The organism is Microbacterium sp. H37-C3, from assembly GCF_027157935.1.
GTDB classification, from domain to species: domain Bacteria; phylum Actinomycetota; class Actinomycetes; order Actinomycetales; family Microbacteriaceae; genus Microbacterium; species Microbacterium plantarum.
The window spans coordinates 182,741-206,994 of the sequence record NZ_JAPVLR010000004.1 but is presented as its reverse complement, the minus strand read 5'-3'; the positions used below and the strand labels follow the sequence as shown (position 1 = coordinate 206,994).

The 24,254-nt window shown below is 70.2% G+C and carries 26 protein-coding genes; 17 read left to right on the top strand and 9 right to left on the bottom strand.

Annotation, left to right across the window (positions count from 1 at the left end):
• Positions 1-8 precede the first annotated feature (8 nt).
• The 5 genes from O1W71_RS12715 (at position 9) to O1W71_RS12695 (ending at position 4,050) form a co-directional block, all read left to right on the top strand.
• Complete coding sequence (locus O1W71_RS12715; protein WP_269268214.1) at positions 9-1,319, top strand: hemolysin family protein; 1,311 nt, start codon at positions 9-11, stop codon at positions 1,317-1,319.
• A gap of 78 nt (positions 1,320-1,397) precedes the next feature.
• Complete coding sequence (nhaA, locus tag O1W71_RS12710) at positions 1,398-2,663, top strand: Na+/H+ antiporter NhaA (RefSeq protein ID WP_269268213.1); 1,266 nt, start codon at positions 1,398-1,400, stop codon at positions 2,661-2,663.
• Positions 2,664-2,790: 127 nt separating this feature from the next.
• Complete coding sequence (locus O1W71_RS12705; RefSeq protein WP_240309765.1) at positions 2,791-3,345, top strand: MarR family winged helix-turn-helix transcriptional regulator; 555 nt, start codon at positions 2,791-2,793, stop codon at positions 3,343-3,345.
• Positions 3,346-3,419: 74 nt separating this feature from the next.
• On the top strand, positions 3,420-3,671 hold the full coding sequence (locus tag O1W71_RS12700; RefSeq protein ID WP_269268212.1) for a hypothetical protein: 252 nt from the start codon (positions 3,420-3,422) through the stop codon (positions 3,669-3,671).
• A gap of 61 nt (positions 3,672-3,732) precedes the next feature.
• Positions 3,733-4,050 (top strand): DUF7882 family protein, encoded by a 318-nt coding sequence (locus O1W71_RS12695; protein WP_112617734.1) that lies wholly within the window; start codon positions 3,733-3,735, stop codon positions 4,048-4,050.
• Between the two features lie 51 nt (positions 4,051-4,101).
• Here the strand turns inward: O1W71_RS12695 and O1W71_RS12690 are convergent, their stop codons facing one another.
• Positions 4,102-4,446: a DUF7882 family protein gene (locus tag O1W71_RS12690; RefSeq protein ID WP_269268211.1), complete on the bottom strand. Its 345-nt coding sequence runs from the start codon at positions 4,444-4,446 to the stop codon at positions 4,102-4,104.
• Positions 4,447-4,534: 88 nt separating this feature from the next.
• Here O1W71_RS12690 and O1W71_RS12685 point away from each other — a divergent pair, with 88 nt between their 5' ends.
• From O1W71_RS12685 to O1W71_RS12675, 3 genes are read left to right on the top strand one after another with little or no spacing between them, the layout of a single operon-like run.
• Positions 4,535-4,675, top strand: a complete 141-nt coding sequence (locus O1W71_RS12685) for a hypothetical protein (protein ID WP_269268210.1) — start codon at positions 4,535-4,537, stop codon at positions 4,673-4,675.
• A 10-nt stretch (positions 4,676-4,685) separates the two neighbouring features.
• Positions 4,686-5,549, top strand: coding sequence for a transposase (locus tag O1W71_RS12680; RefSeq protein ID WP_269268209.1), 864 nt, complete (start codon positions 4,686-4,688; stop codon positions 5,547-5,549).
• 9 nt (positions 5,550-5,558) lie between these two features.
• Positions 5,559-6,032: a glutaminase gene (locus O1W71_RS12675; RefSeq protein ID WP_269268208.1), complete on the top strand. Its 474-nt coding sequence runs from the start codon at positions 5,559-5,561 to the stop codon at positions 6,030-6,032.
• 37 nt (positions 6,033-6,069) lie between these two features.
• Here O1W71_RS12675 and O1W71_RS12670 read toward each other — a convergent pair whose 3' ends face one another.
• The 5 genes from O1W71_RS12670 to O1W71_RS12650 all read right to left on the bottom strand — a co-directional run bounded on the left by O1W71_RS12670 (position 6,070) and on the right by O1W71_RS12650 (position 10,680).
• Positions 6,070-7,113: a YihY/virulence factor BrkB family protein gene (locus O1W71_RS12670; protein WP_269268207.1), complete on the bottom strand. Its 1,044-nt coding sequence runs from the start codon at positions 7,111-7,113 to the stop codon at positions 6,070-6,072.
• A 142-nt stretch (positions 7,114-7,255) separates the two neighbouring features.
• Entirely contained in the window at positions 7,256-7,831 is a 576-nt protein-coding gene (locus tag O1W71_RS12665) for a DUF3618 domain-containing protein (protein WP_269268206.1), read from the bottom strand.
• On the bottom strand, positions 7,828-8,244 hold the full coding sequence (locus O1W71_RS12660; RefSeq protein WP_112617740.1) for a phage holin family protein: 417 nt from the start codon (positions 8,242-8,244) through the stop codon (positions 7,828-7,830). Before O1W71_RS12660 ends, O1W71_RS12665 begins: the two co-directional genes overlap by 4 nt.
• Positions 8,234-9,064, bottom strand: a complete 831-nt coding sequence (locus O1W71_RS12655) for a hypothetical protein (protein ID WP_269268205.1) — start codon at positions 9,062-9,064, stop codon at positions 8,234-8,236. Before O1W71_RS12655 ends, O1W71_RS12660 begins: the two co-directional genes overlap by 11 nt.
• Before the next feature lie 209 nt (positions 9,065-9,273).
• Complete coding sequence (locus O1W71_RS12650) at positions 9,274-10,680, bottom strand: HNH endonuclease signature motif containing protein (protein WP_269268204.1); 1,407 nt, start codon at positions 10,678-10,680, stop codon at positions 9,274-9,276.
• A 209-nt stretch (positions 10,681-10,889) separates the two neighbouring features.
• Here O1W71_RS12650 and O1W71_RS12645 point away from each other — a divergent pair, with 209 nt between their 5' ends.
• The 7 genes from O1W71_RS12645 to O1W71_RS12615 all read left to right on the top strand — a co-directional run bounded on the left by O1W71_RS12645 (position 10,890) and on the right by O1W71_RS12615 (position 20,918).
• The gene (locus tag O1W71_RS12645) at positions 10,890-11,177 is read left to right on the top strand and encodes a WXG100 family type VII secretion target (protein WP_112617469.1); all 288 of its coding nucleotides are present in this window, start codon (positions 10,890-10,892) and stop codon (positions 11,175-11,177) included.
• Positions 11,178-11,343: 166 nt separating this feature from the next.
• A complete protein-coding gene (locus O1W71_RS12640) occupies positions 11,344-12,660 on the top strand; it encodes a hypothetical protein (RefSeq protein WP_269268203.1) in 1,317 nt (438 codons plus the stop codon).
• Between the two features lie 89 nt (positions 12,661-12,749).
• A complete protein-coding gene (locus tag O1W71_RS12635; protein ID WP_269268201.1) occupies positions 12,750-13,514 on the top strand; it encodes a hypothetical protein in 765 nt (254 codons plus the stop codon).
• A 127-nt stretch (positions 13,515-13,641) separates the two neighbouring features.
• Positions 13,642-15,855: a glycogen debranching protein GlgX gene (glgX, locus tag O1W71_RS12630; protein ID WP_269268200.1), complete on the top strand. Its 2,214-nt coding sequence runs from the start codon at positions 13,642-13,644 to the stop codon at positions 15,853-15,855.
• Positions 15,852-18,302 carry a malto-oligosyltrehalose synthase gene (gene treY, locus O1W71_RS12625; protein ID WP_269268199.1) on the top strand — a complete coding sequence of 817 codons (2,451 nt, stop codon included), beginning with the start codon at positions 15,852-15,854 and terminating at the stop codon, positions 18,300-18,302. Before glgX ends, treY begins: the two co-directional genes overlap by 4 nt.
• Complete coding sequence (gene treZ, locus O1W71_RS12620; protein WP_269268198.1) at positions 18,299-20,035, top strand: malto-oligosyltrehalose trehalohydrolase; 1,737 nt, start codon at positions 18,299-18,301, stop codon at positions 20,033-20,035. Before treY ends, treZ begins: the two co-directional genes overlap by 4 nt.
• A gap of 31 nt (positions 20,036-20,066) precedes the next feature.
• Positions 20,067-20,918, top strand: coding sequence for a tryptophan-rich sensory protein (locus tag O1W71_RS12615; protein WP_269268197.1), 852 nt, complete (start codon positions 20,067-20,069; stop codon positions 20,916-20,918).
• A 118-nt stretch (positions 20,919-21,036) separates the two neighbouring features.
• Here the strand turns inward: O1W71_RS12615 and O1W71_RS12610 are convergent, their stop codons facing one another.
• The gene (locus tag O1W71_RS12610) at positions 21,037-21,762 is read right to left on the bottom strand and encodes a glutamine amidotransferase-related protein (RefSeq protein ID WP_269268196.1); all 726 of its coding nucleotides are present in this window, start codon (positions 21,760-21,762) and stop codon (positions 21,037-21,039) included.
• Positions 21,763-21,837: 75 nt separating this feature from the next.
• Here O1W71_RS12610 and O1W71_RS12605 point away from each other — a divergent pair, with 75 nt between their 5' ends.
• A complete protein-coding gene (locus O1W71_RS12605; protein ID WP_269268194.1) occupies positions 21,838-22,137 on the top strand; it encodes a hypothetical protein in 300 nt (99 codons plus the stop codon).
• 28 nt (positions 22,138-22,165) lie between these two features.
• On the opposite strand, the gene O1W71_RS12600 is transcribed toward O1W71_RS12605, so the two are convergent.
• Positions 22,166-22,927 (bottom strand): LysR substrate-binding domain-containing protein, encoded by a 762-nt coding sequence (locus tag O1W71_RS12600; protein WP_269268193.1) that lies wholly within the window; start codon positions 22,925-22,927, stop codon positions 22,166-22,168.
• 22 nt (positions 22,928-22,949) lie between these two features.
• Entirely contained in the window at positions 22,950-23,357 is a 408-nt protein-coding gene (locus O1W71_RS12595) for a UDP-3-O-(3-hydroxymyristoyl)glucosamine N-acyltransferase (protein WP_023953942.1), read from the bottom strand.
• Positions 23,358-23,587: 230 nt separating this feature from the next.
• Here O1W71_RS12595 and O1W71_RS12590 point away from each other — a divergent pair, with 230 nt between their 5' ends.
• Positions 23,588-24,235, top strand: coding sequence for a YitT family protein (locus O1W71_RS12590; RefSeq protein WP_112617752.1), 648 nt, complete (start codon positions 23,588-23,590; stop codon positions 24,233-24,235).
• The last annotated feature ends 19 nt before the right edge of the window (positions 24,236-24,254 follow it).

The window sequence follows — 24,254 nt, the reverse complement described above, 5'->3', positions numbered from 1 at the left end:
GTCCGCCGGTGAACGGCGACCTGCTCCTCAACATCGTCCTCGTCGTCGTCTTCGTGCTCATCGGTGGCGTGTTCGCCGCCACCGAGATGGCGCTCGTCACGCTGCGCGAGAGCCAGGTCAACGCGCTCGCTCTGCGCGGCAAGCGGGGTGAGAAGGTCGCCGCGCTCGCGCGGAACCCCAACACCTTCCTGTCGGCCGTGCAGATCGGTGTGACGGTCGCGGGCTTCGCCTCGGCGGCGTACGGCGCCTCGTCGATCGCGCCCTCGCTCGCTCCGCTGCTGGTCTCGTGGGGGCTTTCCGAGGCGGCCGCGATGACCGTGGCGACCATTGTCCTGACGCTGATCATCGCCTACCTCTCGCTCGTGCTGGGCGAGCTGGTGCCCAAGCGCTTGGCGATCCAGCGCAACGCCGCCTTCGCGTACGGCGTCGCGCCGGTGCTCAACGGATTCGCGAAGCTCATGCGCCCGGTGATCTGGCTGCTCTCGCTCTCGACAAACCTTCTCGTGCGGCTGTTGGGCGGTGACCCGAACAAGACCGGCGAGGAGCTGAGCGACGAGGAGCTCCGCGACATCGTGTCGAGCCACGAGGGGCTCCCCGAGGACGAGCGGCGCATCCTCGACGACGTGCTGTCGCTCCGCGACCGTCAGCTGAGCGAGGTGATGCGTCCGCGCCCCGAGGTCGTGTCGTTGCCGGGCGGCGAGACCGTGGGTGCCGCGGCCGCGCTCGTGCGCGATCTGCCCTACTCGCGCTACCCGATCATCGATCAGACGATCGACGATGTTGCCGGGTTCGTGCACGTGCGCGACGTGCTGGATGCCGCGGGCACTGACGACGCGCAGCCGCTCCAGTCCATCGTGCGGCCGCTCCGGTACTTCCCCTCGACCGCACGCCTCCTGCCGACACTCACGTCGATGCGGGCGGAGGGCAGCCAGATCGCGGTCGTCGTCGACGAGTACGGCGGCACCGACGGCATCGTGACGCTCGAGGATCTCGTCGAGGAGGTCGTCGGCGAGATCGTCGACGAGTACGACACCGAGGCGATGCCGCATCCGCTTTCGGGTGACGGCGGACCCGTCGACGGGCGGCTGAACCTGCAGGACTTCGAGGAGGCCACCGGCATCTCGATCCCGCGCGGGACGTCCGACACCGTCGCCGGGTTCGTGATCGAGCAGCTCGGGCGCCTCGCGAGGGTCGGCGACCGCATCGAGGTCGACGGCGCGACGATCGAGGTGACGCGGTTGGACCGTCGTCGCATCGCCGAGCTCCATGTTGCGCGCGCGTCGACGGAGGGTCCCGCGGTCGAACCTGCCGAAGGGTAAACTGGGGGTCGGTGCGTCGGGAAGTCTGGTCGACATGTCCGTCGGCGACTGCCGACGGAGGATCGAAAGGCTCCTCGCATGTACGACGCTCTTCCCCGCCGAGCCCGGCTGCGCCGCTGGCTGTCCCGCGAGACGACGGGCGGAGCACTTCTGCTCGGTGCTGCAGCGCTCGCCCTGATCTGGGCCAATTCGCCGCTCGCTGCCTCGTATGCGGCGCTGTCGGAGTTCACGATCGGGCCCGAGGCTCTGCACCTGAACCTCTCGCTGTCGACCTGGGCCGCGGACGGCCTGCTCGCGCTGTTCTTCTTCGTCGTCGGTGTCGAGCTGAAGCACGAGTTCGTCGCGGGCAGCCTGCGCCGCCCGCGCGAGGCCGCGGTGCCGGTGCTCGCGGCCGTCGGGGGGATGCTGCTCCCCGCGATCCTCTTCACCGTCGTGATCCTCGTCTCGGGCGACGCCGACGCGCTGCGCGGGTGGGCGATCCCGACCGCGACCGACATCGCCTTCGCGCTGGCGGTGCTGGCGATCTTCGGCCGGGGGCTCCCGCCGGGGCTGCGCACGTTCCTGCTGACGCTCGCCGTCGTCGATGATCTGCTCGCGATCCTGATCATCGCGATCTTCTACACCGCGACGATCCACATCGTGGCACTCGTGGTGGCGCTCGCGGCCGCGGCGGTGTTCGCCGTCGTCGTCCGGCAGCGGTGGGCGCGGTGGTGGGTACTGCTGCCGCTCGGACTCGTCGTGTGGGGCTTCCTCCACGCGTCCGGCGTCCACGCCACGATCGCCGGGGTGCTGCTCGGGTTCGCCGTCCCGGCCCGCCCGGTGCACGGCGAGAGCGTGGCGCGCACCGACACGTACGACGACCTGGTGCGCCCCTTCTCCTCGGGTATCGCGCTCCCGGTCTTCGCGTTCTTCGCCGCCGGCGTCAGCGTGGTCGGAACCAGCGACCCCCTGGCGGTCGTCGCGCAGCCCGTCGTCCTCGCCATCGTCGTCGGCCTGGTCGTCGGCAAGGCTGCGGGGGTGCTCGGGACGACCGCGCTCGTCACGCGCGTCACGCCGTTGCGCCTCCCCGGCGGCGTCGGGATGCGCGACCTCCTGCCCATCGGTCTGCTGTGCGGCATCGGGTTCACGGTGTCGCTGCTCATCACCGGCCTGTCGTTCGCCGACGGCGTCCACACCGACGGCGCCCGACTCGGCGTGCTCCTCGGAACGCTGCTGTCGGCCGCGGGGGCCGCCGTACTGCTCAGCAGGAGCGCTCGCCGGGCCCGGGCAGAGGCCGCCGGCGCCCCCGGCTCACACACGATCGACGGCGAAGGCCCCGCGCTCGGCTACGACCGCGACGAGTGACCGGCGGCGGCGAGTGACCGACCGCGTCGTGCGTGTTTCGGATCATCCCGTCTCACGGATGGGCCATCGAGTCAATCCCTGCGCGCGCCACGTGCGCACACCCCTGAGCTCGTTTTAGGATGCCGAAGTGCCCGAAGTCCCGACGCCCACGCATTACTGGTATCCGTCGGACTCTGATGATCCCGGCACGCCCCGCGAGCGCGGCATCGCCGTTCTGCAGGCTTTCCGCCTCTACCGCGCCGCCGAAGCCGCCATGCGGCGGCGGACCCGCGACTCGATGTCGATGGGTGAGAACGAGCTGCTCGTCCTCCGCTACCTCATCAAGGCGCAGGGCGAGGGCCGTCTCGTCGGGCCGACCGAACTCGCCCGCTACCTCGGTATCTCGACCGCTTCGACGACGGCCCTGATCGATCGGCTGCAGAAGTCGGGCCACGTTGTCCGCCAGGCGCATCCGAGCGATCGGCGCAGTGTCCACGTCGTGGCCACCGAGAAGTCGGACGACGAGGTGCGGGCGACGCTCGGGAGGATGCACGAGCGCATGATCGCCGCTGTCGACGGAATGACCGTCGACGAGGCGCGAGCCGTGATCGCGTGCCTCGGACGCCTCCAGCAGGCCGTCGACGAGGTCGACGCTCACGCCCATGACCCTCGGGCGGAGCAGGCGCGCAGCGACCGCTCCTGACCGGTAGCTAGTCAGCGGAGAAAGCCCGAGAATTGACATTCGTCAGGCGGGGAACCGCATGACACGATGGGAACATGTGTTCCCTCCCGGTGACCCCGATCGAGGAGCGTTTCACCATCGAAGGGCAGGTGGTGACGTCGTTCTCGGGCGTCGTCTCGCGCCTGGCCGCCGCGCACCCGTCGCTCGCCGTCGTGGACGTCGAGCGCGTGGTCCTGCGGGAGTGGGAGGCCTTCAGCGCCAGCCGCCCCGTGGTCGTCCCCATCGGCGTCGAAGAGGGTGCGGCCGAGATGCTCGCGGTCGAGACCTCGGCTCAGATCGACGGTTAGCGGATCACGCGCCGGCGGTCCGTCGTTTATCGGACCGTCCGTTGCGCGTTAGGCTCACTGCGTGGGCCGATTCATCTACGACACGCTGGGGAACTCCGTCGAGATCGACGACCGTACTCTGGCGCACCTGCGCATCGTCATCATGAACAAGCTGCGCCGTTCCGAGCCGTTCATGTTCGACATCGATCTGCCCCGCGGGGGTGAGCGCCGCAGCTACTGGATCCACCCGTCCGTGCCGCTGCAGTTCCACTTCTCGGGCAGCAGGCAGCCGCGGATCAACCGGCATTGGGTCGAGGAGCTCATGCAGGTGGCGAGCGGTCCGGCGGGACTCTCCATCGTTCCCGAGCCGGTGGACGACGGCGCACCCGAAGTCGGCTGACGTCGCCTGAGGCAGACCGCCTGAGGCAGACCGCCTGAGGCAGACCGCCCGTCAGGCGGTCGTGTCGCTTCCGGACGGCGCGACCGCGTCGGGGTCGTCCAGATGCTCGGCGACGATCATGATGCCGCCCGACGAGTTGGCCGAGTTCGCCATCTCCTCGACCCACTCGCGGCTGAGCGTCGTCGGCTCGGGGTCGTCGAAAGCGAATCGGAGCGGGATCGAGGGGTGCAGCCAGATCGTGCTTCGCCCGGTGGGCTCGCCGTCGGGGTGTCGCCACGAGAGCGTGAAGCTCTCTCCGCGCCGCAGCTTCGTGGCGATGACCACCTTGAGGTGCGCCAGCGTGCGGTCTTCGATGTGGATCGGCGATGCGCCGTCTCCGTAGTAGATGGTGCCCACGACACCACATTAAACCGCCGCGAGACGAACCCCAATCTTGTTGTCAAGGCCTCGACGCTCCGTGGATAGCGGAGAAAAGTTGATGTCGATGACGATCGATCCCCGCCCCGATGACGAGCTCGAGCCGAGAGGTGCCGGCTCGCTCGACGACGATGTTTTCGCGGATCTCCCGGCCTTCGATGTCGTCGACGGCGAGCTGATGCCGCGCGCTCCGAAGCGCCGTCAGTGACAATGGCGGGATGACGGCGAACGGCGCGCAGACCGGCGGCAGCGGGCACGACGGGTTCGACGCGGTGGCCGCGGAGCTGCTCGTCGTGCCGCCGGGAGACTTCGTCGCGGCCCGCAACGCTCGTGCGGCCGAGGCTTCTGGGGCGCTCGGCTCCCGCATCCGGGGCCTCCGCAAGCCGACGGTGGCAGCGTGGGCGGTCAATCTGCTGGCCCACGACCCCTCGTTCCGTGAGGCGCTCGAACTGTCCACCGCGTTGCGCGACGCTCAAGACGACCTCGACGCGGCGGAACTCGCCCGGCTCGGCAAGCAACGGCGTGCCCTCGTCGCGGCGCTCGCGCGGCGGTCCGCCGACCTGGCTGACGACGCCGGTGTCCCGCTGTCGGCAGCGGCCCGTGACGAGGTGGAGCGGACCGTCAACTCGGCGATCGTCGATGCTGCGGCGGGGGCCGTGGTGGCGGCCGGCCGGCTGGTGCGTACGCTCGAACCGGGCGCGCTCGACTCCGACGCGCTGACGGACCGCGTCGCCGGTTCGATCCCCGGCGTTCCCGACGCGCCCGACGGGCCGCGTGACGACCTCGCCGAGCGCCGCGCTCGACGCGAGGCCGAGAAGCGGAGGCGTGAGGCGCAGCGCGAGGCGAGCGAGGCCGGTCGCGTGCTGGCACGAGCGGAGGAGCGTCGCTCGAGCGCCCGGGAACGGGCTGACAGGCTGCACGAGCGGGCCGACGAGCTCCGGCGAGACCTCGCGCGGGTGTCCGAGGATGCCGAGCGGGCCGACGCCGCCGTCGACGAGCTCGACGACGTGGTCGCGTCGGCGCGGGAGGCGCTGGCGGCGGCGGAGCGCAAGGTGCGCGCGGCCGACGACGACGGTCAATAGCATCGAAGGATGCCGGATGCTGCGACCGAACTGATCTCCGACGCCCGCCGTCGGCTGGTCGGTGTTTCCCGCGAGCGTCTCGGCGTCCGGAGTGAGGGGCGCCGCCTGCTCGGTTTCGGCCGCGCCGCCCGCATCCTGCCGGTCGGGGATGCGTGGCACCTCGGTGTTCTGCTCATCGCCGACGACGAGGTGTTCGCGACCGGGGAGCTGCTGCGAGCCCGGGCCGAGGCGATCCGCGGGTACACCGCCGAGGCGCAGCGTGCCCGCTCCGAGCGCGCAGCGGCGGCGTTCCGCGGTGGCTTCGCCGAAGGCGAGCCGGTGCATCTGGACTGGTCGCCGATCGATCTCGACGTCGTCGATGCGGGCGGGGCTTCGGGTCCGCTCGCGCGCGGCGACGACGGTGTCGTGACCGTCGCGTTCGCGGCGGGAGCACGGATGCCGCTGGCCGCCTACCTCGACGACCGGATCGCGCTGCTGCCCTGAGGCGTTCTCGGGGCCCGGGCAGCAGCGCGGCACAGCCTCAGTCGTCCGACTTGCCTCGCGTCGCGCGGAGGCGCCGCGCTTCCGCGCGCTCCTCGGCCTCTTGCTTCGCGGTCTTCTCGATCCGGGTGGTGTCGCGCGGCGGCAGCTGAATCGTCTCCTCCGCCGGCATCCCGGCCTGCAGTTCGCGTCCGCGCTCGAGCTCGGCGTCGAACTCGGCGCCGAACAGCAGTGCGAGGTTCGTGATCCACAGCCAGAGCAGGAAGATGATCACGCCCGCGAACGACCCGTAGGTGCGCTCGTAGTTGGAGAAGTTCGCGACGTAGATGCCGAAGCCCGCGGTCGCGATGGCGAGCACGACGATGGCGATGACGGCGCCCGCGCTGATCCAGCGGAAACGCGGCTGCTTGGCGTTGGGCCCGAAGTAGTAGAGCACGGCGACGAGCAGGATGACGATGAAGGCGAGCACGGGCCATTTGGCGATCTGCCAGATGAGCACGGCGGTGCTGCCCAGTCCGATCGCGTCGCCGATGGCCTCCGCCACGGGGCCGGAGACGACGAGAAGGACGAGCGCGACGACGACGAGCGCGACCGCGAGGAGAGTCACGCCGAGCTGCTGCGGCTTGAGCTTGAGGAACGGTCGCCCCTCGTCGATCTCCCAGATGCGGTTCATGGCGCGGCTGAACGCCCCGACGTAACCCGAGGCCGACCACAGCGCCAGCACGATGCCGGAGACGAGGGCGAAGCCCGCTGCGGGGGAGCCCGCGATCTCCTCGATCGGCCCGCGGAGGGTCTCGGCGGCGCCTCCGGGCGCGATCTGTCCGACGATGTCGAGCACCGCATCGGCGGCTTGCTGTCCCTGTCCGATGACGCCGAGGAGCGAGAAAACGGCCAGGAGTGCGGGGAACGCCGAAAGCACGGCGTAGTAGGTCAGGCCGGCCGCGAGGTCGGGGCACTGGTCACGGCTGAACTCGCGGATAGTCCGCTTGAGCACGTGTTTCCACGAGGGCTTCTCGACATCGGTGATGGAGTCCGGCTTCGCGGGGTGCTCGGGGTCGGGTCCGTCGGTTCTCTGATTGCTCATGTCTCTCCTGGGGGATCGTGCACGCGGGGGTGATCGGCGCCGCGGGGTGATCGGCGCCGCGGGGGAACACGACCGTGCACCGGGCCGGCGACGACGGCCGCCCCGGTGCACGGTTCATGCAGCGCTCGCGCTGCGGGGGATGTCAGCTGCCGCTGACGTTGTCGCGAGCCTCCTGGGCGCGATCGGTGACGGTGCCGACCCCGTCCTGGGCGTCGCTCTTGACGTGGGAGACCGCCTCGGAAGCCGTCTCCTTCACCGCTGCCGCGGCATCCTGCACCGGCTCCTTCAGGTCGGAGCCGACCTGCTGGACGACGCTCTTGGCTTCCTCGACGAGGGGCTGCGCCTGCTCCTTGACGTCGGCCGCGATGCCCTTCTCCTTGCTGGATGCGGGGATGAGCGAGGCGACGAGCAGACCGCCGGCGAAGGCCATCAGCCCGACGGCGAGAGGGTTGCCCTCCGCCTTCGCGCCTACCTTGTGGGCAGCTCCGGACACGCCACCGGCGACGGAGGACCCGGCGTCGTGCAGCGACGAGCCGGCGTCATCGGCCGCGCCCATCACCCGGTCACGGACGGATCCGAGTGCGCCTTTGATCTTGTCGGTCTGACGATGGGCGATCTTCGAGGGCGTCACCTTGTCGACGAGGGCGTCGGTGTCTTGGCTCAGCTCGCGACGCTTGCGCTCGATGTCGGCGCGGATCGCTTCCGGTGAATCGGTCATCGGTTCTCCTCATTTCTCTTCAATGCGTCGGGGATCTTGCCCAGGGTCTCGGCTGTCTGCGGGGCGCCCTGGACCTGCGCGAGCTGCTTGCGCCCGAGGGCGTAGAGCACGGCCGCGATGACGCCCCAGATGACGGCGACGATGACGGCCGACCAGCCGAGCCCGACCAGGTGGCCGAGGGCCCACCAGAGCGCGATCGACAGGAAGAAGATCGCCATGAGCGCCGCGTATCCCGCGCCGCCCAGCATTCCGGCGCCCTTGCCCGCGCGCGTTCCCGACTGCTTCAGCTCGGCTTTGGCCAGGTTGATCTCCTGGCGCATCAGCTCCGACAGGTCGCGCGTGACCTCGCCCAGCAGATCGCCGAGCGACGTGTTCGCCGCCTGCTGCTCCGAGGGCGTGGGGTTATCGGTCATCTCGGCGCTCCCCGATGCCCTCGGTGTACGGCTCGTCGGCGGTCCGCCCGACGGAGCTGTCGTACAGCGGGGTGGGCTCGACAGCGTCCGGAGCGACGTCGATCGGCTCGTCGAGCGGAGCTCCGACGGGAGCGTTCGACGGGGCCGACGGCGCTGCGGGGATGCCGGTGGCGGCGGCGCCCGGCGTGCCGATCGGCGCGTCGAGCGGAGCGTTCACCGGGGCGGGGGACGGTGCCGACGGTGCCGAGGGCACTCCGCCGACAGTCGTTCCGGTCGCCCCGGAGGCGGGGGCGGAGTCATGCTCCTCCTTCGCGCTCTCGGTGAGGGCGCGGGTGAGGCGACCAGCGACGACGCCCGCGATCAATGCTCCCGCGATGAACACGCCGGGCTTGCGTCGGGCGAAGCTCTTCACTTCGCTCACCAGCGAGCCCGGGTCGCGCTGCGACAGCCAGTCCGACGCGCCGCTCACGCGGGTCGACACCTGGCGCACCAGGTCGGTGGCGATGCCGGGGTTCTCGGAGTTCTGCGCCAGAGAATCCAGCTCGTCGCCGATGGACCGCAGCCCGTCGGCGACACGCTGCTGCTGCGACGCCGCCTGCTCGGTGAGCTGCTGCTTCGTCTGCGCATAGACCTGCTTCGCCTGAGACTTGGCCTCCGACGCGACACCCGCCGCTTCCTGCTTGGCCGTCTCGACGACGTGCCCGGCCTCGGCCTTTGCGGCGCCCGCGACCTCTCCGGCTTCGTGCTTCGCCGTCTCCGCCGTTCCCGACCCTGATCCTGCCTGCGAGCCGGACGTCGGCTCACCATAGTTCTGCGACATCGGTTCTCCTCTCGGTACCGCTTGCGTTCGTGGGGTGCCGATCTAACGCCTCTTCGCCTCGTCTTGCCCCGGGGCTTGACGACGGCGAAGCGCTGTGGGATGGTCGCGCCTTCCGTACCGACGCTGCGCGAAACGGATCCGAATCCGGTCCCGGGGCAGGTTTGGGCGCACCTTCTGGCACGCGGGCGCGCGTTTCGGCACGCGCTGGATCAGAACGGCGGGCACCCCGGATCGGGTGGGTCTGTGATCGTGGTGGCGACCGTGAATGCGACGAGGGGTGGTGGTGCGTCTTCGCGGTAGACCCGTCCAGTGGGTGATGTCCAGATCAGCCGTCCGCCGGGGAGTTGTCGGACATGCCATCGGGTGTGGTGTTTGACGCCGTGGTGTCTCTTGCAGAGGTTCGCGAGGTTGCACACGTGGGTTACACCGCCGTCGGATGCCGCGATGGTGTGGTCGAGTTCGCAGCGGATGGCGGGTTGCCGGCATCCGGGGAACCGGCAGTGCCGGTCGCGCGCACGTAGCAGCCGGATCATGGCGGCGGTGGGGCGGTAGCTGTCGCACTCGAGGACGGTTCCGGTGACCGGGTGGGTCAGCAGTCGGTCCCAGGAGGTTGCGTTGCCGGCGAGTTCGCGTGCGGTGGCGGCGTCGATGGGCGAGCGTCCGGCCAGGTCAGCGGGCCCGTCGTCTTGACCCATCAGCGTGAGTGCGGACACGGCGACTTGCACGTGTGCGCGGATCGCCCCGAGGGTTCCGTCGCCGTCACCGGTGCCGGTGGGATCGAGGGCCGGCGACCCGGCGAGGAGCAGGTCGGAGAACACGTCGGCGCGGACCTGATCGATCGTGCGGGCATCGTCGACGAACGACGACCCGTCGCGAATCGTCGTGTTGGCATCGGGTGAGCCGCCGTTCGCGTCGGCTCGCGTGTCAGGCGTGCCAGGCGCATCAGCCTGGGCCCGTGCGTTGATGATCTCCCGGGCCTGCCGCGTCAGCCGGTCCACGATTCCGTCGGCGATCACGGTCGGCAGGGTTGCGATCAGGTCGGACATCCCGTCCGGCCCGGGCTGCACTCGCACGCACCGTCCCGCGGCGGCGTCTTCGTGTCGTTCGGTGAACGTCCGCGGGTGCATCCGCTCGGCGATCATCCGCAGCGCCTCGCGCACCCGGTTGGGCGTCTCGCCCTCGCACCGCTCGACCGCAACCCGCTCGAACTCCGCCCGCTCCGCCACGGGCACGATGCACCCGACCTCCTGAATGGCCCGCACATGCCCGCGCACGATGCGCCCCGCCTCCCACGCGGCCATCGTCACCGGGTAGTTCTCGACCAGATCTCGCGCCTCGTCGATGCGCCGCTGCAGGGTCCGGTCGGTCGCGACGAACACTCCGGCGAGTTCCGCGGCGATGCCCCGCAACGCCATCTCGCGCGCCTTGACCTTCTCCGATGCCCCAGCAGCCTGCTTCTCCGCGAGCACACCAGCCGCCGCGAGCACCCGAACCTCACGGATCTGCGCCGCCCGCGCAGCATCCGCCGCCCCCTTCGCATCCGCGACGAGCTGAGCGAGGACGTCGACGTCGCCGTCGCTGCCCATCCCGCTGCCGAGTCCGTCGTTCGAATGCATGTTCTAATGTTGCCACGGGTCCTCGACATCGGCCCGCGACTTTCCACAGGCGCCGCAACGCCGCAAGCGGCGCCTCCGCCACAAGACGCTGATGTCCAAGCGGAGCAGGGTGGGGACTTCTCCCCATCGACCTGATGTGATCGGTCCCGATAGGTTTTCTGTGTCGGCTCCGGAGGGGGGTCGGGACATCTACTTTCAGGAGGGCCGTCATGGCTGATTTCGGTGCATCTTATGGCGAGATGGAGCAGGTTGCGAGCTCGCTGGCGCAGGCTCGTGATGACATTCAGGGTCAGCTGGACACCCTGAAGTCGCAGGTCGACACGCTTCTGGGCGATGACTTCAAGACGCAGCACGCGTCGGGCAAGTTCGGTGAGGGCTACTCCGAGCTCACCACCGGTCTGAAGAACGCGGTCGACGGCATCAACGACATGTCCGAGTCGCTGCTGGGCATGATGCGCGCGATCCAGGACCTCGACCAGCAGCTCGCCGGCAGCTGACCCCTTCGCGCGACATCGATTCGGTGCGGACCGGGCTGCATCCTGGTCCGCACCGAACTGAGGCGGTGTTGCGTTCGGTGATCGTCGACGATGTGATCGAGCGGCGACAGGCACCCGACTTCATCCCCGCAGACCTGATCACTGCGAACGCGAAGGAGCAACCCGGGTGGCGCGAGTGACGGCGGAGACGCCGCAGAAACTGGCGCAGCACGCGACCGACTGGGATCGAGTGTCGTGGTGGAAGCTCGAGGCCACCGCGTTCCGCGCGCACCCCGAGGTGCAGTTGGCGCTGGCCCGGTTGGCGCCGCGTGAGGCCTGGAGCTCGCTCGTGCCCGATCGTCCCGCTTTCGTGCAGCCGCTGCTCGCTTTCGCTCAGATCGCCTCCCTCGTGATCCCCGCCGTCGCCGCTTTCGCCTCGTTGCGAGCGGTGCTCATCGAGGGCGACCAACTGGATCTCGCGGTGGCGGGCACGGCGATGGGCGTCGCCGCCCTCATCGCGTTGTTCGGGGTGCTGTCGCAGCGAGGCCGCCCTGAGAGCGTGCACCCGCGCGCCATGCGCACGATCGGCATCGTCCATCTGATCTCCGCGTTAGCGGTGGCGGTCGTAGCGGTGCAGGCACTCCTCGATGATCGACTCCTCGGCGCCTGGGGCATTGCCAGCGTGCTGGTCGACCTCGCGCTCGGCGCCTTTCTGACGATCCGCCACCGCCGGATGCCGACGGATGAGAACCGCGACAACATCGAGCGTGCCGGTGCAGGCTTGAACCGTCGGATCGACGCGCTGCCACCCGCAGCGGCGGCGGCGACCCTCACGACGATCGGGGAGGCCGTCGACATCCTCGCCTCGCGTGGGCTGATCAGTGCTACCGATGCTGCGCGCGCGCGCCGCGCACCGTTGGGTCTGCTCGCGGCCACGATGACCGCCGTGGCGGGCATCGTCCTGACGGGATGTGGAGCGACGGTGGCGCAACCGACGGGAGACGAGCTGTACCAGGAGGCGGAGAGCCTGTACCTCGACTTCCGCGAGACGACGAATGGCGTGCTGGCCGTCATCAACGAGGGGCCGTGGGAGGTGCGGACGTACGGGATGACGCCATCCGGTGTCGGGTGCGACGATGGCTGGAAGTTCGACCTGACACGCACGACCACGATCGACCCGGCAGAGGTGGCTGGCAGGCGCGACGCTGTCGCGCAGCACCTGGTGTCTGAAGGCTTCGATGTCGACGGCATGGATCTTGCGTCGGGCGAGGTCGCGTCTAGCGACGTGATCGTCCGTGAGCAGGGCGTCTACTCCCTGCTCACGGTGACGCTGGTCGACAACGGGAACGTCGTCGTCACCGCCACGTCGCCGTGCAAGCCCGGCGACAAGTTCGAGCTCAGCCGGATGCTGTTCGGCAAGGGTCCCCTGCCTGAGGGGTATCTCCCCGACCGGGAATCTCCCTCCGACCCCGTGTTCTTCGGCACCGACCGCGGCGAGCGCTGACTCTCAGTCTGAGTGATGTGAAACTCACGAACAGGGGAGATCATGTCGAGCATGGCCGCCATCGGCAAGGGGCGTTCGGAGCAGGCGACATGACGTCGGGGCCCGCCGCGCGTTTCGCGGCAACGCGCCGCACGTGGGAGCCCATCGACTGGTGGCGTCTCGAAGCGCGTGCCTGGCAGGAAGCGCCCGAGGTGCGTCGGGTCATGGCCTTCTTGGCGCCCACCTCGGTGTTCCGGGAGTCGGCCGCCCACCCGGGGAGGCACCCCGTGATGACGATCCTGCTTCTGATCTGGAACCTCGTCGGGATGGCGGCGCCGGTGGTTGGCGCTGCGCTGCTTCTCGGGTGGGTGTTCGGCCGAGCGGATATCGCCGCGGTCGGCGCCGCTGGTGTCGTCTTCGCCGCGGGTGCCGTGGTCGCCGGTGCCGGGCTGCTCACGAGCGGGAGTGATGGGGGCCGCGTCGACGCGGGATCCGCTCACGCGGTCGGCTGGATACACGCTCCGGTAGCGGCCGTTGCGTTGGTCGTATCAATACTCGCAGCGACCCAGGATCAGGCCGAGGGCATGTGGGGCATCGCGCCGATCGCGGCAGATCTCATCGTGGGCGCGTTGTACTTCGTGATCTTCCGGCGCAAGCCGACGGACGGCTCCGCACGCTGGAAGGGGACGGTGGATCGGCTCGCCGCGGCCATCGCCGCCCTCGATGACGACACACGCGCCCGCATCTTGGCGGATGTCGGCGACGCCATCGATGAGCTCGAGACCGCGGGCCGCATCACGGAGTCCATCGCGACGGACGCGCGGCAGACGCCGCCCGGTATGGTCGGCGCGCGCTTCGCGCCCCGCCGCGCTTGACCGGGCGCTGACGCCCGCCCGAGCGACGAGCCTCGTTGAGAACGGACTCCCGCCGCGCGCTTGTCAAGGGCACCGGGTCGCGTGATTCGGCCTGAGTAGTGTGAGCCTCACGAACAGGGGAGATCACATGCAGGCATGGCCGGGTTCCGCGTATCCGCTCGGAGCGACCTACGACGGCAACGGGACGAACTTCGCCCTCTTCAGCGAAGGCGCCGAGAAAGTCGAGCTCTGCCTCTTCGATGAGGACGGCACCGAGACGTGCGTCGAGTTGCGCGACGTCGACGCCTTCGTCTGGCATGCCTACCTGCCGAACGTGCAGCCGGGGCAGCGTTACGGCTACCGCGTGCACGGTCCGAACGACCCGGCCGACGGCAAGCGGTTCAACCCGAGCAAGCTGCTGCTCGACCCGTACGCCAAGGCCGTCGAGGGTCAGATCGACTGGGGACAGCCGGTGTTCGGCTACAACTTCGGCGAGCCGGACTCGTTCAACGACGAGGACTCGGCCGCTCACATGATGAAGGGTGTCGTCGTCAACCCGTTCTTCGACTGGGCGGGCGACCGTCAGCCGAAGATCCCGTACGCCGAGAGCGTCATCTACGAGGCTCACGTGAAGGGCCTGACGCAGCTGCACCCCGACATCCCCGAGGACATCCGCGGGACCTACGCCGGGCTCGCGCATCCCGCCGTGATCGACCACCTCAAGAAGATCGGCATCACGGCGATCGAGCTGATGCCGGTGCACCAGTTCGTCAACGACTCCACGCTGCAGGAGAAGGGCCTGTCGAACTACTGGGGCTACAACACGATCGCGTTCTTCGCGCCCCAGAACACCTACTCGGCCACGGGCGACCACGGCCAGCAGGTGCAGGAGTTCAAGGCGATGGTCAAGGCGCTGCACGCCGCCGGCATCGAGGTCATCCTCGACGTCGTCTACAACCACACCGCCGAGGGCAACCACATGGGCCCGACCCTCTCGATGCGCGGCATCGACAATGAGGCCTATTACCGGCTCGAGGACGACGACAAGCGCTACTACACCGACTACACCGGCACCGGGAACAGCCTCAACGTCGGCAACCCGCACGCACTGCAGCTGATCATGGACTCGCTGCGCTACTGGGTGACCGAGATGCACGTCGACGGCTTCCGCTTCGACCTCGCGGCGACGCTGGCGCGCGAGTTCTACGACGTCGACCGGCTGTCGGCGTTCTTCGAGCTCGTGCAGCAGGACCCGATCGTCTCGCAGGTCAAGCTCATCGCCGAGCCGTGGGACATCGGCCCCGGCGGCTATCAGGTCGGCAACTTCCCGCCGCAGTGGACGGAGTGGAACGGCAAGTACCGCGACACCGTTCGTGACTTCTGGCGCGGCGAGGCCTCCACGCTCGGCGAGTTCGCCTCGCGCCTGACCGGCTCTGCCGACCTCTACGAGCACGACGGCCGGTGGCCCGTGGCATCCATCAACTTCGTCACGGCGCACGACGGCTTCACGCTGCGCGACCTCGTGTCGTACAACGAGAAGCACAACGACGCCAACGGCGAGGACGGCAACGACGGCGAGTCGCACAACCGGTCGTACAACATGGGCGTCGAGGGACCCACCGACGACCCGCACGTGCTGACGATGCGCGCCCGCCAGCAGCGGAACTTCCTCGCGACGCTGCTCCTCAGCCAGGGCGTGCCGATGATCTGCCACGGCGACGAGCTCGGCCGCACGCAGCAGGGCAACAACAACGGCTACGCGCAGGACAACGAGCTGACCTGGATCCACTGGGACCAGGTCGACCAGCCGCTCATCGAATTCACCGCGGCCCTCGCGCGCCTGCGCCGCCTGCACCCGACGTTCCGGCGCAGCCGGTTCTTCGACGGGCGCCCCGTGCGTCGCGAAGAGGGCGCCCCGGTGCCCGACATCATGTGGCTGCGCCCGGACGGCACCGCTATGCAGCCCGAGGACTGGGACTCCGGGTTCGGGCGGGCGGTCGGCGTCTTCCTCAACGGCGACGGCATCCGCGAGCGCGACCGTCGCGGCGAGGACATCTCCGACGACCACTTCTTCGTGCTGTTCAACGCCGGTGACGACGAGGTGGAGTTCACCGTGCCCTCCGACCAGTACGCGGACCGATGGGAGGTGCTGATCGACACGAGCGGCGAGCTCGTCGGCACCGACCCGCTCGAGGGCGGCAACGCACTGCAGGTCCGAGCCAAGTCGCTCGTGGTCCTGGGTGAGTACACCGAGCCCGAGCCCGAGACCGACCACTCGGTCGCGGCATCGCTCGCGGCGTACACGACGCCGATCGACATCATCCCCGCCGAAGCACCGACTCCGGAGCTGCCGGGCCGATGACCGCTCCGATCTCGACCTACCGGCTGCAGATCCGACCGGCGTTCGACCTCGTGGCGGCCGCCGAGGTCACGGACTACCTCCGCGACCTCGGCGTCGACTGGGCCTACCTCTCGCCGCTGCTCGCGGCGGCGGAGGGGTCGGACCACGGCTATGACGTCGTCGACCCGACGATCGTCGACCCGCGCCGCGGCGGCGCCGAGGGGCTCGCGCGCTTCTCGGCCGCCGCCCGGGATGCCGGACTCGGTGTGCTCGTCGACATCGTGCCCAACCATCAGGGCGTCGCGGTCCCCGCCGAGAACCCCTGGTGGTGGGACGTCCTCCGCCACGGCCGCGGGTCGGCCCACGCCGAGGCGTTCGACATCGACTGGGAGTACGGCGGGGGCAAGGTCGGTCTGCCGATCCTCGGCTCCACGCTCCGCGAAGCCGTCGCCGCCGGTGAGGTTGAGGTCGCGCCGGCGACAGCCGACGAGGCGAACGGCGCCGAGGGTGTCGCCCGCTACTACGACCACGTGCTGCCGCTCGCCGACGGAACCGCACCCGCGGCGGCGACCACCGACCCCGCCACCGTGGATGCTGTGCTCGCCGCGCAGCACTGGCGTGCCGCGTTCTGGCGCGACGACGCGACCGAGCTGAACTACCGGCGCTTCTTCGCCGTGAACACGCTCGCGGGTGTACGCGTCGACGTGCCGGCGGTCTTCGAGGCGAGCCATGTCGAGATCCTCCGCTGGCTGCGCGAGGGCTTGGCCGACGGCCTCCGCATCGACCACCCCGACGGACTCGCCGACCCCGGCGGGTATCTCGAGCAGCTCGCCGAGGCGACCGGCGGCGTGTATGTCGTGGTCGAGAAGATCCTCGAGCACGCCGCCACGGATCACGCCGAGCAGCTGCCGTCCTGGTGGCCGACCGCCGGTACGACCGGGTACGACGCGATGGCCGAGATCGACCGCGTGCTCATCGATCCCGCCGGCAAGGGTCGACTCGACGAGCTCGACGCCGCGCTCCGCTCGGCCGATGCCCCCGCGTCGTACGACGAGATCGTGCGCGAGGCCAAGCGTGCGGTCGCCGATACGCTGCAGGCCGCAGAGGTGGGGCGTCTCGTGCGCTGCCTGCCCGATGATGTGGTCGAAGCGCTGGGAGCGGATGTCGCGCGCGACGCGTTCGCCGAACTCCTGACGAGCTTCTCGGTGTACCGCGTCTACCCGCCGGTGGGTGACGAGCTCGTCGCCGAGGCGGTGGGCGCGGCATCCGCATCCCGCCCCGATCTCGCCGACGCGATCGCGACCCTCGCCCCGCTGGTCACGGCGGGCGACACCGAGCTGAGTCGCCGCTTCGGTCAGACGACCGGGCCGGTCATGGCCAAGGGTGTCGAGGACAGCGCGTTCTACCGTTATCCGCGTCTCGGCACGCTCACCGAGGTGGGCGGCGACCCGGGCGTCTTCGCCCTCGACGTCGCGGGCTTCCACCTCGCGCAGGCGAACCGTCAGGCGATGTGGCCGCAGGCCCTCACGGCGCTGAGCACCCACGACACCAAGCGCAGCGAAGACGTCCGCGCCCGGCTGTCCGTCATCGCCGAGCTGCCCGACCGCTGGTCCGACGCCCTCGGGCGCCTCCGGGTGATCGCCTCGACCGGCGACGGGCGCCTCGACGACCTGCTCTGGCAGGCGATCGTCGGAGCGTGGCCCGCGTCGCCCGAGCGGCTGCGCGACTATGCCGAGAAGGCCTCGCGCGAGGGCGGGATCGTCACCTCGTGGACGGATCCCGACGAGGATGCCGAGGCTCGCATCGCCGCACTGGTGGATGCCGCGACCTCGGGTGACGCCCGTGCGGTGGTCGAGGAGGTCGTCGGTGAGCTGACGGCTCCCGGGCGCTCGAACTCCCTCGCCGCCAAGCTGCTGCAGCTGACCGCGCCCGGAGTGCCCGATGTCTATCAGGGCTCCGAGCTGTGGGACCTCTCGCTGGTCGACCCCGACAATCGTCGCGACGTCGACTTCGCCGAGCGCCGCGAGCTGCTCACGAAGCTCGACGGCGGATGGCATCCCGAGATCGACGACTCCGGTGCGGCGAAGCTCCTCGTCGTGTCGCGGGCGCTCCGCCTGCGTCGCGATCGTCCCGAACTGTTCACGCGCTACGCGCTGTTGCCGGTCGTCGGCTCCGCCGCCGACCACGCGATCGCCTTCGACCGCGGCGGCGCCGTCACCGTCGCGACGCGCCTGCCCGTCGGCCTCGCCGCGCGCGGCGGATGGGGCGACACGGTCGTGATGGTTCCGCCGGGGCGCCACGTCGACCAGCTGACCGGCCGTGCCTGGAACGGTGGCGCGGTGCGCTTGGCCGACCTGCTCGACACGTACCCGGTGGCGCTGCTCGCCGCCGAACGCCCGACCGCCGAACGTTCGACCGCCGAACGTCCGACCGCCGAACGTCCGACCGCCGAAGGGAAGAACGCATGATCGAGGTATGGGCGCCGCGCCCCGAGCGGGTGCGGCTGCGACGGCCGGATGCCGCGGACGTCGAGCTCTCGCGCTCGGCGGACGGCTGGTGGTCGGCCGACGTCGACCTCGGCCCGGGCGATCGGTACGGCTTCGTCCTCGGCGACGGCGACGATGCGCGCCCCGACCCGCGCTCGCGGCGGCAGCCTGACGGCGTCCACGGTCTGTCGGCGATCGACGACCCGTCGTCGTTCGCGTGGACCGATCAGGCCTGGACGGGAAGGTCGCTCGCCGGCGGCATCATCTACGAGCTGCACATCGGCACCTTCACGAGCGCCGGCACGCTCGACGCCGCCATCGGGCGCCTCGACCATCTCGTCGAGCTCGGCGTGACCCACATCGAGCTCCTCCCGGTCAACGCCTTCAACGGCACCCACAACTGGGGCTACGACGGGGTGCTCTGGTATGCCGTCCAGGAGAGCTACGGCGGACCGGACGCGTACCGCCGATTCGTCGATGCCGCGCACGGTGCCGGTCTCGCCGTCATCCAGGACGTCGTCTACAACCACCTCGGGCCCTCGGGCAACTACCTGCCCGAGTACGGTCCGTATCTTCGGGACGGTCGCCGCAACACGTGGGGCGACAGCGTGAATCTCGACGAGGATGCCGTTCGCGAGTACATCATCGGCAACGCCGAGATGTGGTTGCGCGACTTCCACGTCGACGGGCTGCGGCTGGACGCCGTGCACGCGCTGCACGACGACGACAGCCCCGTTCACATCCTCGGCGAGATCGCCGACCGCGTCGACGCGCTCGGCACGCACCTCGGGCGCCCGCTGACGCTCATCGCCGAGAGCGACATGAACGACCCTGTCATGATCCTGCCGCGCGAGGCGGGCGGGCACGGGATGACGGCGCAGTGGTCGGACGACTGGCACCACTCCGTGCACGTCGCGCTCACGGGCGAGACGGTCGGCTACTACGCCGACTTCGACGCGCTCGACGCCGTGCCGAAGACCTGGAACTCGGGCTTCTTCCACGACGGCACCTACTCGTCGTTCCGGGGCCGCGAGCACGGCCGTCCGATTCCGCCCGAGTCGCCGTCGTGGCGGCTGGTGACCTTCGCGCAGGATCACGACCAGATCGGCAACCGCGCGGCCGGCGATCGGCTGTCGGCGACGCTCGACGCCGACCGGCTCGCCGTCGCGGCCGTCCTCACGCTGACCGCGCCGGGAACGCCGATGCTGTTCATGGGCGAGGAGTGGGGCGCGTCCACGCCGTGGCAGTTCTTCACGTCGCACCCCGAGCCCGAGCTCGCCGAGGCGACCGCTGCCGGACGGAAGCAGGAGTTCGCCGAGATGGGCTGGGACGAGGACCTCGTCCCGGACCCCAACGATCCGGCGACCTTCCTGCGGTCGAAGCTCGACTGGACGGAGGCCGGCGAAGGCGACCACGCTCGCCTGCTCGCGCTGTACCGCGAGCTCGGACGGCTGCGCCGTTCGGTGCTCGACCTGACCGACCCGCGATTCACCGCGCGCGGTGCCGGTGCGGCGGAAGGTGAGGGCGGCCGGCTCTACGACCTCCAGCGAGGTCGTGCACGCGTGCTTGTTAACCTCTCGAAGGCGCCGTGGCGGGTCGAGCCGAACGGCGACGTGGTGTGGCTCGAGACGCTGCCGAGCCGGATCGTCGACGATCTGTTGGTCGTCGAGCCGAACTCGGCCGTCATTGTGGGGCCGGATCTGTCAAGCGGATGACCGGCCGCGGGGTCGGATCTACCGTGAAGGGATGAGCACCACAGCGCACCACGCCGCCCGCCCTCCGCAGCAGTCGTCGGACCTCGTCCGGCAGATCGCGGTCATCTCGGCCGTCGTCTTCATGATCATCGCCGCGATGGTCGGGACCGGGCTCTTCGGCGGGACGAACGTGCGCGATCTGCAGGGCGGCGCGCTCGACGCCGACTCGACGGTGCTCGCGCCGGGAACTCAGGCGTTCAGCATCTGGTCGGTCATCTACCTCTTCATGATCGGCTACACGATCTGGCAGGCGCTGCCCGCGCAGCGCTCCCGCGACCGGCAGCGGCTCGTGGGATGGTGGATCGCGCTGACCGCCGTGCTCAACGGGGGATGGCTGCTCGCGGCGCAGTTCACGACCTTGCCGCTGACGGTCGTCGCGATCGTGGCGCTCCTCGCCGCCCTCGGCTGGACGTTCCACCTGCTGGTGCGCTCGCGGCCGCAGTCGGTCGGCGACCGGCTGCTCATGGACGCCACGGTGGGCCTGCACCTCGGATGGGTCTCGCTGGCGACGGTCGCGAACGTCACAGCGTGGCTCAGCCGCACCGTCCCCGAGTCGTGGGGCATGCAGGCCGACGTGTGGGGTGTGGCCGTGCTCGTGCTCGTGGCCGCCGTCGGCGCGGGCATCGCAGCCTTCTCGCGCGGGCGCCCCTCGCCGATCATTGCGCTGTCGTGGGGCCTGGCGTGGGTGGCCATCGCCCGCACGACCGATCAGCCCCACTCGACGCCGGTGGCCATCGCCGCCGTCGCCGTCATCGTCGTGGTCGTCGCCGCCGCAGCCGTGACGGCCTGGCGCTCGAACGGCCGCGAGCATCGCGGCATCCTGCGCCGCACCCGCACCGCCTGATCGGTCGCCTGACCGGTCGCGCCGATACATTCGTCGGACCCATGGTGCTGGTGTCACCTCGAACGTCGTCGGAGGCGACATCCGCACCACCGATCCGACGGTTGTATCGCGCCCGGCGTCAGAACGTCGCGGCGAACGCGGCGAGGAAGCGGCTCGGCTCGGTCACGGGGGCCGCGAGCACGCGGGCCGCGACGCGGTCGTAGTCCGCCGCGTCGAAGTAGCCGTCGTTGCGGTAGATCGTCATGCGCTCGGTGAAGTCCTGCGGCGTCGGCTCGGGGTGGAACTGCGTCGCGTACAGGCGATCTCCCACGCGGTAGGCCTGCACGGGACAGGCGCTGTTCGTGGCGAGGAGCACCGCCCCGGCGGGAAGCGTCTGCGTCCCCTCCTTATGCGCGGTGAGCGCGGCGAAGGTCGGGGAGAGCGAGCCGAGCAGCGGGTCGGCCCGGCCGGCATCCGTCAGGGTCACGTCGGTCGGTCCGGTGTCCTCGGGGTAGTCGCGCGAGATCGTCCCGCCGAGGGAGGCCGTGGCCACGCCGATGCCGAAGCAGGTGAACAGCGCCGCCGTCCGAGCGGATGCCGCCGCCTCGGCGATGCGCGCGAGGTCGGCCTCCAGGCGCAGCTGGCCCTCCGGCTTCGCGCCGGGATCGTCAGTGGCGTTGAAGGGGCTGCCGCCGACGACGAAGCCGCGCCAGCGCGTGAACGCGTCCGCGGGCAGGGCGTCGCGCGTCAGATCAAAGCGCTCGAGCTGAGACTCATCGAGGCCCATGGCGGTGCGGAACGACGCGTACTCCGCATCCGCGGCCGCCTGCTGCGGGCGCACGCAGACGTACACGAGCGGGGCCATGCCGAAAGTCTATGGTTCCCGCCGAGCCGACCCGGTGGGGATGACCTTCCGTGACGAGCGGAGGACAATGGCCGGATGACCGCCCGCGTGATCATCTCAGACCCCAGCGAGCTCATCGCGGTGCTCCACCGGCTCGACGTCGCCGCCGCGCGCCGGGGCTGGCGGGTGCGCCGCCCCGTCGACGCGGCCGGCATCGAGTCGCGGGCGCGGGACGCTCGCACGGCGATCCGGTTGCCCGCTCCCGTCGTGGTCGAGCTCGAGGCGGATCCGGATGCCGCCGCGCCGGACGACCCGATCGACGCCGCCGCCCTGCTGAGCCGCACTCCGGTTGCGGGTGCGATCCCCGACGGGGCGCGGCGGCTGCACGGGGCGTGATTCGGGCGACCGGCGCTGGCGGTGCGCGTCAGCGCGAGGAGTTCGCGGTACGGCCGCGCACGATCCCGATGAACGTCTCTACCAGCGGCGTGGTCGCCTCCGTCGGCCAGGCGAGCGCGACCGTCGACGTCGGAGCGTCGACCACGGGCCGGTACGTGGTGTCTTTGCGGTGATGCAGTCGCGCGAGCGACATCGGCACGAGCACGATGCCGACGCCGGTGGCCGCCGTCGCGACCGCGTCACCCGTCGTGGCAATGGCGGAAAAGGCGGGGGCGATGGCGCCGGGGACCTCGATACCCAGAGCGTCATCACCGGTCACCATGACGACCTCCCCGGCGAGGTCGGCGAGGGTCAGCTCATCGGCGACGGTGAGGGACGAGTCGGCACTGCACACGGCGACCGTGATCTCGTCGTAAAGCGGGATGATGCTCAACCCAGCGCGTTCGATCGGAAGCCGCACGAGGGCGGCGTCGACCTCACCGCTCGCGAGGGCGGCGGCCTGGTCGACGAACTCGAGGGTGACGAGATCGACCGGGTTCGCCGGCATCCGCTGCTTCCACACGTCGATCCACTTGCCGGGTGTGGCACCCGGGGCCGCTCCGAGGCGGAAAGCGCCGAGGCCGCTCAGGTCCGGTGTGGCGGCATCCGACTCGCGGCGGGTTCCCGAGGTGCGGTCTGCCTTGCGGGCCACGGACCGCTGCCCGGATGCCGGGGCGCCGCGGCGCCCGGGGGCACCGCCGCCTCGGCCGCCGCTGCGAGCGGGGCGGCCCGAGGAACGTCCGGGTGTCATGCCTGAAGCGTATCCCGGCGGGTCAGGCGGCCAGACGCAGTCCGCGCTGGTCGGTCGCCACGTGCTCGCCGTCGGCGATGTTCTCGTCGTCGCCGATGAGCGAGCCACCGGCGACGTGCGCGTGCGCTCCGATGAAGGCACGGATGCCGATCTTCGCCCGCGGGCCGATGGCGGCGCCGGAGCCGACGTGCGCGTGCGGTGCGATCTCGACGTTCGGGCCGATGACGGCTTCGCGCTCGATCCACACGCCCCGGCCGATGTGAACGCCCGCCGCGACCTGGACTCCGGGTTCGACGTAGGCGCCTGCTTCGACCAGTGCAGTCGGGTGCACCTTGGCCCCGTTCGCGATCAAGCCCCGACCGTTCGCGTGCTTGCGGTAACGCAGCGTCTCTCCGCGGTCGTTCTCGATGTCGATGTAGTTCTTGCCCACGATCCCCTCCGACAGTTCCGGGTCCGGTACTGAGTACTGGAAACAACCCCGCGACCCGCGTTTTCATTCCCACGAATCATTCGGAGCGGCAGGTCGACCGGTTTGCTGGAACAAGCGTGCGATGCGCAGCCGCCGAGGTCGAAGGGGTGTGCGAGCTGACCTTCGCGCGATAACATGCCGCCGCCGCGGGGCTTGCTTCCACTCGCGCCCCGGTTTGCGAGGATGGGCGGGTGGAGCCTTCTCGCGCACCGTCGACCGGACCTTCCCTCGTGTTCGAGGCGGCGCTCACGCGCCACACCCGCGCGGAGGATCTGCTCGGCATCGTGACCGGCACGTTCGTGGCATCCCTCGGCCTCTACCTGCTGCAGTCGTCGGGCTCGGTCACCGGCGGTACCGCGGGCCTCGCGCTGCTTCTCGGCTATGCGACCGGATGGTCGTTCCCGGTGCTGTTCGCTGTCGTGAACGCGCCGTTCGCGGCGCTGGCCCTGTGGAAGAAGGGGGTGTCGTTCACGATCCGCACTTTCGTCTCGATCGGCCTGGTCTCGGCGTTCACCTTCGTGCACCAGCACCTGCTGCAATTCGCGAGCATCGAACCCATCTACGGCACGCTGGGCGGCAACCTGCTCGCCGGCGTCGGGCTGCTGATCCTGTTCCGTCACCGTTCGAGCCTCGGCGGGGTCAACATCATCGCCCTGGTGCTGCAGGAGCGCATGGGCTTCAGTGCGGGATGGACCCAGATGATCTTCGACGTCGTGATCATCGCGTCCGCGCTGCTGGTGCTGCCGTGGCCGGCGGTGCTGCTCAGTGCTGCCGGAGCGGTCGTGCTGAGCGTCGTGCTCGTCCTGAACCACCGCCCCGGTCGGTACATCGGCCGCTGACTGCAAGCGTCGGATCGCT